Origin of the sequence: Pseudomonas sp. 13B_3.2_Bac1, assembly GCF_025466205.1 — a bacterium.
Taxonomy (GTDB): Bacteria; Pseudomonadota; Gammaproteobacteria; order Pseudomonadales; family Pseudomonadaceae; genus Aquipseudomonas; species Aquipseudomonas fluorescens_H.
Map to the genome: position 1 here is coordinate 1 of NZ_JANLOG010000082.1, position 8,789 is coordinate 8,789.

General features: G+C 62.5%; 8 protein-coding genes. 4 read left to right on the plus strand and 4 right to left on the minus strand.

The features are described 5' to 3' along the window. Positions 1 to 78: 78 nt before the first annotated feature. The 4 genes from NTD85_RS13945 to NTD85_RS13960 all read right to left on the minus strand — a co-directional run bounded on the left by NTD85_RS13945 (position 79) and on the right by NTD85_RS13960 (position 4,667). Positions 79 to 1,029 (minus strand): alpha/beta hydrolase, encoded by a 951-nt coding sequence (locus tag NTD85_RS13945; RefSeq protein WP_262142430.1) that lies wholly within the window; start codon positions 1,027 to 1,029, stop codon positions 79 to 81. Further along, positions 1,030 to 1,920 carry a neutral zinc metallopeptidase gene (locus NTD85_RS13950; protein WP_223007232.1) on the minus strand — a complete coding sequence of 297 codons (891 nt, stop codon included), beginning with the start codon at positions 1,918 to 1,920 and terminating at the stop codon, positions 1,030 to 1,032. Between the two features lie 190 nt (positions 1,921 to 2,110). Beyond that, complete coding sequence (locus tag NTD85_RS13955; RefSeq protein ID WP_262142431.1) at positions 2,111 to 2,944, minus strand: aldo/keto reductase; 834 nt, start codon at positions 2,942 to 2,944, stop codon at positions 2,111 to 2,113. After that, a complete protein-coding gene (locus NTD85_RS13960; RefSeq protein WP_262142432.1) occupies positions 2,928 to 4,667 on the minus strand; it encodes an FAD-dependent oxidoreductase in 1,740 nt (579 codons plus the stop codon). Before NTD85_RS13960 ends, NTD85_RS13955 begins: the two co-directional genes overlap by 17 nt. 176 nt (positions 4,668 to 4,843) lie before the next feature. On the opposite strand from NTD85_RS13960, the gene NTD85_RS13965 reads away from it, so the two are divergent. The 4 genes from NTD85_RS13965 (at position 4,844) to NTD85_RS13980 (ending at position 8,719) form a co-directional block, all read left to right on the plus strand. Beyond that, positions 4,844 to 5,620, plus strand: a complete 777-nt coding sequence (locus NTD85_RS13965; protein WP_262142433.1) for an IclR family transcriptional regulator — start codon at positions 4,844 to 4,846, stop codon at positions 5,618 to 5,620. Positions 5,621 to 5,844: 224 nt separating this feature from the next. After that, positions 5,845 to 6,906, plus strand: a complete 1,062-nt coding sequence (locus NTD85_RS13970; protein ID WP_262142434.1) for a Gfo/Idh/MocA family protein — start codon at positions 5,845 to 5,847, stop codon at positions 6,904 to 6,906. Positions 6,907 to 6,908: 2 nt separating this feature from the next. Next, positions 6,909 to 7,724, plus strand: a complete 816-nt coding sequence (locus tag NTD85_RS13975) for a sugar phosphate isomerase/epimerase family protein (protein ID WP_262142435.1) — start codon at positions 6,909 to 6,911, stop codon at positions 7,722 to 7,724. Positions 7,725 to 7,840: 116 nt separating this feature from the next. Next, complete coding sequence (locus NTD85_RS13980) at positions 7,841 to 8,719, plus strand: DMT family transporter (protein ID WP_262142436.1); 879 nt, start codon at positions 7,841 to 7,843, stop codon at positions 8,717 to 8,719. Positions 8,720 to 8,789 lie beyond the last annotated feature (70 nt).

Genomic DNA, 8,789 nt, shown 5'->3' on the forward strand with positions numbered 1-8,789 from the left:
GCACCCACAGGGGAATGCATTCCAAATGTGGGAGCGGGCTTGCTCGCGAAGAGGCCAGATCATCCACCGCACAACTTACTACTCAAACAGCGCTTTCAGCCCCTCCGGCGACGTCAACATCCCATCGCCGTTATGCCCGACACCGGGCACTTCCACCAGCCGCTGATTCACCCCTTCCGGATGGCGGCGCAGCAGGTAACTGAAAAACGCCTTGCCCCGCTCCAGTCGATACGCGCCCTGCGCTTCGGCCTCACAACTCTTGTCCAGCGCAGGATGTTGCGGGTCGGTGTCCTGCTGCCCCAGCAGATAAATCACCTCGCGTTTGATGTAACTGCTTTCAAGCTGCATCGGCGTTTGCCCACCGGCGTACACCGGCATGTCGGTCAGACCGTACTTCCAGCGATTGAAGCCCGGGCACTGTGCGTGATCGAACGCCACTGGCCGCTGTTCGTTGAAATAAGCGTACGACGACGGATTGGCCACCACATACCGCAGGCGAATGCCATTGGCCTTCAGCGCCGGCTGATCCTTGGCCAGCAGGGCGTAGCGCTGCACCACTTGTCCGCCACCGGAATGGCCGAAAATCACGATCTGCTGCACATCCGGAAACTGTTTGCGATCACTGACCCGGGCGACGATGGCGTCGAGTGCGGCGTAGGAGCTCAGCGGCTTCGGCCCTGTGGATAAACCGCCGCCCATCCACTCGTTGCCTTTCCAGCGCAGCAACGTGTTGGGCAGGGAGTACAGGGCGACGTCGCTTTCGTTGAGAAACTGCGGCGCGATCACCAGCGTGTGCGCCGTTTGCCCGGCCAGTTCGGTGGCGCGTTCGGCACTCTTGCGGTAGGTCTCGGCATTGCGCAGACGACCGTGAATGACGATCAGCACCCGCTCGATTTTTTCCGGTGCCGGGCTGATGCCGACGGCCATTTCGCCGGCCTCGAATTGCAGGCGTCCGGGGCTGATGGCATCGACGCCCGCCGCGTGGGCGTTGCCGCCGATGATCAGTAAAGCCAAAAGCCATTTGCGCATTTACAGGTTTTTTGCCGCGAAGGTATCGCACTGGCCGACCTGGCCTTGGGCGAAACCGGTTTTGAACCAGCGCACCCTTTGCGCCGACGTGCCATGGGTAAACGAGTCCGGCACCACACGGCCCTGACCCTGTTGTTGCAGGCGATCATCACCGATGGCGTTGGCCGCATTCAAGGCCTCTTCGACGTCACCGGGCTCCAGCCAGTTCAGGCGCTTCTGCGCATGGTAGGCCCAGACGCCGGCGAGGCAGTCGGCCTGCAATTCCTGGCGCACCAGCAAACCGCCGTCGCCCTGCATCTGCCGACCCTGCTGACGGGCCGCCTGAATTTTCGCCGAGACGCCGAGCAACGTCTGCACATGGTGGCCGACTTCGTGCGCGATCACGTAAGCCTGGGCGAAATCGCCGGCAGCCTTGAAGCGCTGGGCCATTTCCTGGAAGAACGCCATGTCCAGATAGACTTTCTGATCCGCCGGGCAATAGAACGGGCCGGTCGCCGAAGTCGCCAGACCGCAGGCGGAATTCACCCGGTTGCTGAACAGCACCAGGGTCGGGTCCTTATATTGGCGGCCGGCCTGCTGGAAAATCGCGCCCCAGGTGTCTTCGGTATCGCCAAGGATCGACCGCACGAATTCGGCCTGCTGGTCGTTGGCCGGTGGCGCCTGACGGGTTTGCGTCGAGGCCGGTGCCGATTGCTCGGTCATTTGCCCGGTGAGCTGGCCGAGGATCTGCAACGGATCCTGGCCGGTGATCCAGCCGATGCCGACGATCAGCAAAATCGCCCCCAGGCTCAGACCCTTGCCGCCACCGAAACGCATGCCGCCGCCACCGCCGGTATCATCGCCACGGGCATCGACGACGTTGTCACTGCGTCGGCCTTTTTTCCATAGCATGTGGGAAATCCTCTTTCTGTACGTGGTGATGAGTGTTGCTGGTGTGAGAGTGTGGCGCCAGTCCGGTCGTCCGTCTATTCGAGCACACGCCAACAGGCCCGGCCTCGGGTGACGAGGGCGGGCCTGTTATTGACGAGCGTGTGCGCGACTAATTCAATCCGTTGGCGGATTTCTCTCGGCGCGCTGTGCGTCAGCGATCGAAGGCATCCCACATCGGGGCGAAATCCGGGCTGACCTGACGCTGGTTCTTCGGCAGTGCGGCGATCAGTGCGCGGTCTTCAGCGTCCAGTTCAACCTGCAGCGAAGCCAGGTTCGCCAGTTGATTGGCGCGGCTGCTGGCCTTGGGAATCGCCGCCACGTTGTCCTGATCCAGCAGCCACTTCAGCGCCACCTGAGTCGGTAGCACGCCGTATTTTTCGGCAATCTGCTGAATCTGTGGAATCTCCGAGACCTTGTTACGCGCCAATGGCGTGTAGGCCGTCAGTGCCAGATCGTGTTGGCGGGCGTAGTCGAGCAGGGCGTTTTGTCCGAGCAGGACGTGGTACTCGACCTGGATCGCCGAGAGGGGAATACCGTATTCCTCGACGACTGTGCGCAGCAGCGGCAGCGGAAAATTCGCCACACCGATATTGCGTGCCAGACCCTGTTCCTTGAACGAGGCCAACGTGTCGAGGGTGCGCGGCAGATCCCAGTCGGTGCTCGGCCAGTGGATCATGAACAGGTCGACGTACTCGCTGCGCAAGGCCTTGAGGCTGCGCTGCATCGAGTGGCGCATCGCATCGGGTTGCAACTGATCCCACCAGACCTTGGTGGTGACATGAATCTGCTCGCGGGGTGTCGGTGTGTTCGCCAATGCTTGTCCGACGGCGTCTTCGTTGTTGTAGGCCGCTGCCGTGTCGATGTGCCGGTAGCCGAGTTCCAGCGCTTGCTCGACGGCACGGGTGCATTCGTCGCCGAGCATCGGCCAGGTGCCGAGGCCGAGTTTCGGCATGTTCAAACCCAGGGCGTTAACGATGTGCTGCATGGTCGATCTCCTGTTCGAAAGCAGTGATGCCGGCGATATGCCGGGCGGCGATGTAACCGAAAGTCAGCGCCGGGCCGAGGTTGATCCCGCCCGCCGGATAGTGCCCGCCCATGATGCTGGCCATGTCGCCACCGGCGGCGTAGAGCCCGGCGATGGGGCGGGCATGGGCATCGAGCACTTGCGCATGCGGGTTGACCTTGAGGCCGGCAAAGGTGCCGAAGCAGCCCGGTTGGACTTTCACGGCATAGAAGGGGCCTGTCTCTATTGGGGCAACGCAAGGGTTGGGAAGGTTCGCCGGATCGCCCTGTTTGCGGTTATAGGGCGTTGCGCCGCGACCGAATGACGGGTCCTCGCCGTGGTGTGCATGGCGGTTGTACTCCTCCACCGTGTGGCGCAACCCGCTGGGGTCGATACCGCAGACGCTGGCCAATTCTTCAAGGGTGTTGCCGGTTTTCAGATAGCCGCTGCGGATAAATCCTGACACCGGTACGGGAAATGGCCGCGACATGCCCAAGCCATAACGCCGTTGAAAGGCGCGGGTGCAGATCAGCCAGGAGGCGACTTCTTCGCCCTCGGGCGTGGCGGCAACCATGGCGCTGACGTAGTCGTAGTAACCGTTGGCTTCGTTGACGAAGCGTTGGCCGTTGCGCAGTACGCCAATAATTCCCGGCTTGCCGCGTTCGATGATGTGTGGGAAATGGCCGATGCTGCCGTCGGTATGGGGCACTTGCGAGACCGGCGCCCAGGCCACGGGCGAAGCCACGTCGGTGTTGACCGTGGCGCCGACACTTTCGCCCAGGCGCAGGCCGTCGCCATTCACCGCCGGCGGCGGCAGTGCCCAGTGTTCATGACCCGTGGGCGTGCGCGGAAACAAGGCCTTGCGTCGCTCGATGTCGTTGGCAAATCCACCGGCGGCCAGCACCACGGCGTTGCGTGCATGAATGCGGATCGGGCCTTTGGCGCTGCTGACCACCGCGCCGCAAACCCCTGCTTCATCGCGCAGCAGTTCGGTCACTGGCGCCGACGCCCAGAGCAGGACGCCAAGGTCCTCGGCGGACTTCGCCAGTCGTGCGACCAGCGCCACACCGTTGACCAGTTGCATGGCCCGGCCGTGTACCGCGAGGTCAAGCAAGTGCCGGGTAAAACGCCGGGTTACGTGCCACGCGGCTTTCAGTGATCGGCTGAGATTGAGGAACGCCGCAAGGTCGGCGCCGGCCATGATTGGCATGCCCATGAAGGACGTTTCGCGCATCGTTGTACGCAGGCGCTTGAGCAGGCGTCCGACCTTTCGTCCATCGTAAGGCGCCGCGATGACCGAGCGACCGCCCGTGCCCGCGCCGGGTGTATCGCCATGAATGTCGGCGATGGCGTTGCCGTCGGCAAATTGCAGAGCGGTGTGTTGTTCAAAAAACGCGACCATGTGCGGCCCGGCGGTGAGGAAGGCATCGACCATTGCCGGGTCGTAATGCTCGCCGAGTTCGTGGCGCAGGTAAGTGCGCGGTTGCTCAACGTCCTCGACGATGCCTGCGCGCCGAGCCAGCGGATTGCACGGCACCCACGCCCAGCCGCCGGACCACGCAGTGGCACCACCGAATACCGGATCTTTTTCAACCACGATGACTTTCAGACCATGCCACGCCGCAGTGACCGCTGTGGATAAACCGGCGGCACCGGAGCCGACGACCAGAACGTCGCAGTCGATTTCGGGAAGTTCGGCAGGCATCAGGCAAAGCTCCGCAGCTGGGTTTTATTGGAATCAGGTTCCGGAAATTAACCAATGATGTGCAGCTGCAACAAGGCATGGTTCAGTAAAGTGGGCGGTTATCGCACAGCCAGTTCCGGATTTCGCTTTGTCTCGGATGTCTTCTAGAATCGGCAAAATTTCACTTGGACCTTCCCATGGCCGGCAGTCAGATCGAACGGGTTTTCAGCGTGCTGGAAAGCCTCACCAGTGAGCCGCGCGGGCTGCCGATGCAGACCCTGGCCGAGGAACTGGACATCCCGAAAAGTGCCACTCACCGGATGCTCGCCGAGCTGATTCGCCTGGGTTACGTGCGGCAGAATGCCGACACTTTGCGCTATCACTTGTCGACCAAACTGGTGGCGATGGGGTTTCAGTATCTGTCGAGCAGCGGTGCCGACATCGTGCAGCCGGTGCTGGATCGACTGGCTCAGGAAACCGGTGAACTGGTGCGTCTGGGGGTGATCGATGGCGAGCGCCAGACCTGGATCGCCAAGGCACAGGGCGCACGCACGGGCTTGCGTTATGACCCGGACATGGGCCGCGATGCGCCGCTGTTCTACACTGCCTCCGGGCATGCGTGGCTGGCGTGCATGAGCGATGCCGAGGCGTTGTCGCTGGTCGAGCGCCAGGGCGCGGAAGTACCGCTGGGCGTCGGGCCGAATGCGCCGCGCTCCAATATCGAACTGCTGGAGCGCCTGCGCCTGGCGCGGGAACAGGGTTATGCCTGTGTCGAGGAAAGTTCGGCGGTGGGCACCTCGGCGATTGCCGCGGTGGTCAAGCATCCGGTTGACGGGCGAGTGATCGGCGTACTGAGCATTGCCGGGCCAAGCGCACGGATGCCCGGCGCGCGACTGCACGAATTGGCGCCGTTGCTGGTGAAGTTCACCGAGGAATTGTCGGCGGCGAGTCTGGCGTCTGAGTTATTCATCTGACCTATCCCCTGTAGGAGCTGCCGAAGGCTGCGATCTTTTGATCTTGACCTTAAAAGCAAAGTCAAAAGATCGCAGCCTTCGGCAGCTCCTACAGGTCAGGCGTTGTGTATGAAGTTGTGCGGTGTTCGCACGGTTTTCCCAACACTGGGTGTTTGATTGTGGAACGCGGTTCTAAATTGTTGCTGGAGTGACTTTTCCAACAACAATCACAAAAGGATCGCGTTTTGACTCCGCCCCTTCGTATCGCCCTGATCGGCGCTGGCAACATGGGCCAGCAGCATTACCAGCACCTGCAAACCCTCAACGAAGCCCGCTTATGCGCAGTGGCCGATCCCGGCCCGCAGGCTGCCGCGCTCGCGGGGCAGTGGGGCGTGGCGTATTTCGCCGATCATCGGCAGATGCTGGAGCAGGCGCGGCCAGACGCGGTGATCGTCGCCAATCCGAATAATCAGCACGTCAGCACCGCCCTGGATTGCCTCGCCGCCGGGGTTCCGGTGCTGCTCGAGAAACCGGTCGGCGTGCACCTGGATGAGGTGCGTGAGCTGGTGGCGGCGGTCAAACGCTGTGGCGTGCCGGTGCTGGTCGGCCATCATCGGCGGCACAATCCGCTGATCGTGCGCGCCCATGAGTTGTTGCGCAGCGGCGCGCTCGGGCGGCTGACCACGGTTACCGCACTGTTCCAGTTACGCAAACCCGACCGTTATTTCGAGATCCCGTGGCGCCGTGAACCGGGGGCGGGCCTGTTGCTGACCAATCTGATTCACGACCTCGATCTGCTGCGTCATCTGTGCGGTGAAGTGCAATCGGTGCAGGCCGTCACCGACAACGCGGTGCGTGGTTTTGCCAACGAAGACAGTGTGGCGCTGTTGCTGCAATTTGCCGACGGTGCACTCGGTACGCTGAGCGGTTCTGATGCCGTCGCCGCGCCGTGGAGCTGGGAGCTGAATTCCGGGGAGAACCCGGTCTACCCGCGTCAGGTCGACCAGCCGTGTTATCTGCTGGCGGGTACCGCCGGGGCGCTGAGCATTCCGCAACTCAAGCGCTGGCATTACGCTGCCGATCAAGTCGATGCCGGTTGGCACGAGCCTTTGCTCGCGGTGCAGGAACATTGCGCGGCCGGTGACGCCTTGCGTTTGCAGTTGCAGCATTTTGTGCAGGTCGCGCGGCGTGAAGTCGAACCGCTGGTCAGTGCCGCCGATGCCGCACGAACATTGGCGCTGGTCGAGGCGATTCGCGAGGCGGCGGCCAGCGGTCGTGCCTGTTCCCCTGCAGTGGTCGAGGCTTGAACATGAACGAACGAATCCTGTCCCTGGCCAGTCTCACCGTACTCGAATTGTCGCCACCGCAAATGGTCGAGGTGGCGGCGCGTGCCGGTTACAGCCATGTCGGCCTGCGTCTCGAGCCGGCGACGCCCGAGGAATATCACTTTCCGTTGGTGGCCGATGCTGATTTGCGACGTCAGACGCTGGCGCGTTTGCGCGACACTGGCATCGCTGTGCTCGATGTGGAAATCCTGCGCTTGAAACCGCAAACCGTGGTCGCCGATTTTGAGCAATTGCTGGCCGTCGGCGCGGAGTTCGGCGCCAGTGAGTTACTGGTCGCCGGCAACGATCCTGACGAGCAACGGCTCACCGACAATTTTGCCGCGTTGTGTGATCTGGCGGCGCCTTACGGTTTGCATCCGCATCTGGAGTTCATGCCCTGGACCGATGCGCGCAACCTCGAGCAGGCGTTGCGCATCGTTGCCAACGCCGAGCGGGAAAATGCCGCGGTGCTGGTCGATGCCTTTCATTTCGATCGCTCCGGCTCACGGCTGGAGGATCTGGCCCACGTCGCGCCTGCGCGCCTGCGTTATGCGCAATTGTGCGATGTGGCGGGCCCGAGACCGGCGGACATGGCCGAGATCTTGCGTCAGGCGCGCAGTGAGCGGCGGTTTCCCGGCGAGGGCGATTGTGACTTGCTCGGGTTGCTGAAAGCGCTGCCGACTAATCTTGCGTTGAGCCTGGAAATTCCTGCGGTGAAATTGCTCGAGCAGGGCGTGAGTGGATTGCAGCGGGCGCAGATGGCGATGGATAGCACCCGAGCGTTGTTGGCGCGGCTTTAAGCGCTGCTGCGCACCTGTCGCGGGCAAACCCGTTGCCACAGGGACAGTGTTGTTCCAGTGGCGACGAGACTTGCCTGCGAAGATTTTTGATCTTTTTTGCAACACAAGGAAATCCAATGACCGTCAGCACCCCGCTCTCTGGTGTCAACCAACCCTTTAAGGGGATCTTGCTGATTGTCGTGGCGACTTTCCTGTTCTCCAGCCACGACGCCCTGTCGAAATACCTTTCGGGCTTCTACCCGATCATCATGGTGGTGTGGGCGCGGTATCTGGTGCACACCTTGCTGATGGCGGGGATTTTCCTGCCGCAGTCGGGGTTGCGCGTGCTGCGCACCAAACGGCCGTTGTGGCAGTTGGCGCGGGCGCTGTGCCTGCTCGGCACCAGTCTGTTTTTCACCACTGCGCTGCTGTACATCCCGCTGGCCGAGGCCACGGCGGTCAACTTTCTTGCGCCGGTGCTGGTGACGGCCCTGTCGGTGCCGCTGCTCAAGGAACGGGTGACGCGCGGACAGTGGATCGCGGTGATCTGCGGTTTTATCGGGGTGCTGATCATCGTCCATCCGGGCGGCGAATTGTTCACCCCGGCGGTGTTGCTGCCATTCTGCTCGGCGTTGTTTTTCTGCTTCTATCAACTGCTGACGCGCAAGCTCGCGGAAATCGACAGCCCGACCACCAGCAACTTCTTCGCCGGGTTGTGCAACACCTTGGTGATGAGTGCGCTGGTGCCGTTCTTCTGGCAAGTGCCAACGTTGTCTCACGCCATGTTGATGTTGGCGCTGGGCAGCTGCGGGATGACCGCGCACCTGTTTCTGACCCAGGCGTTCCGCCATGCCGCGCCGGCATTGCTGGCGCCGTTCGGTTATTGCCAGATCGTGTTTGCCGGGTTGTTGGGGTGGGTGGTGTTCAATCACACGCCGAGTCTGTTGACGGTGATCGGGATTGCGGTGATCTGCTGCAGCGGCCTGGCGGCGGCGTGGCAGCAGAGCCGTAAGTGAGATAAAGACACAACCCTGTGGGAGCGGGGGGGGGGGGGGCGGGGGGGGGGGGGGGGGCCGGCGGGGGGGG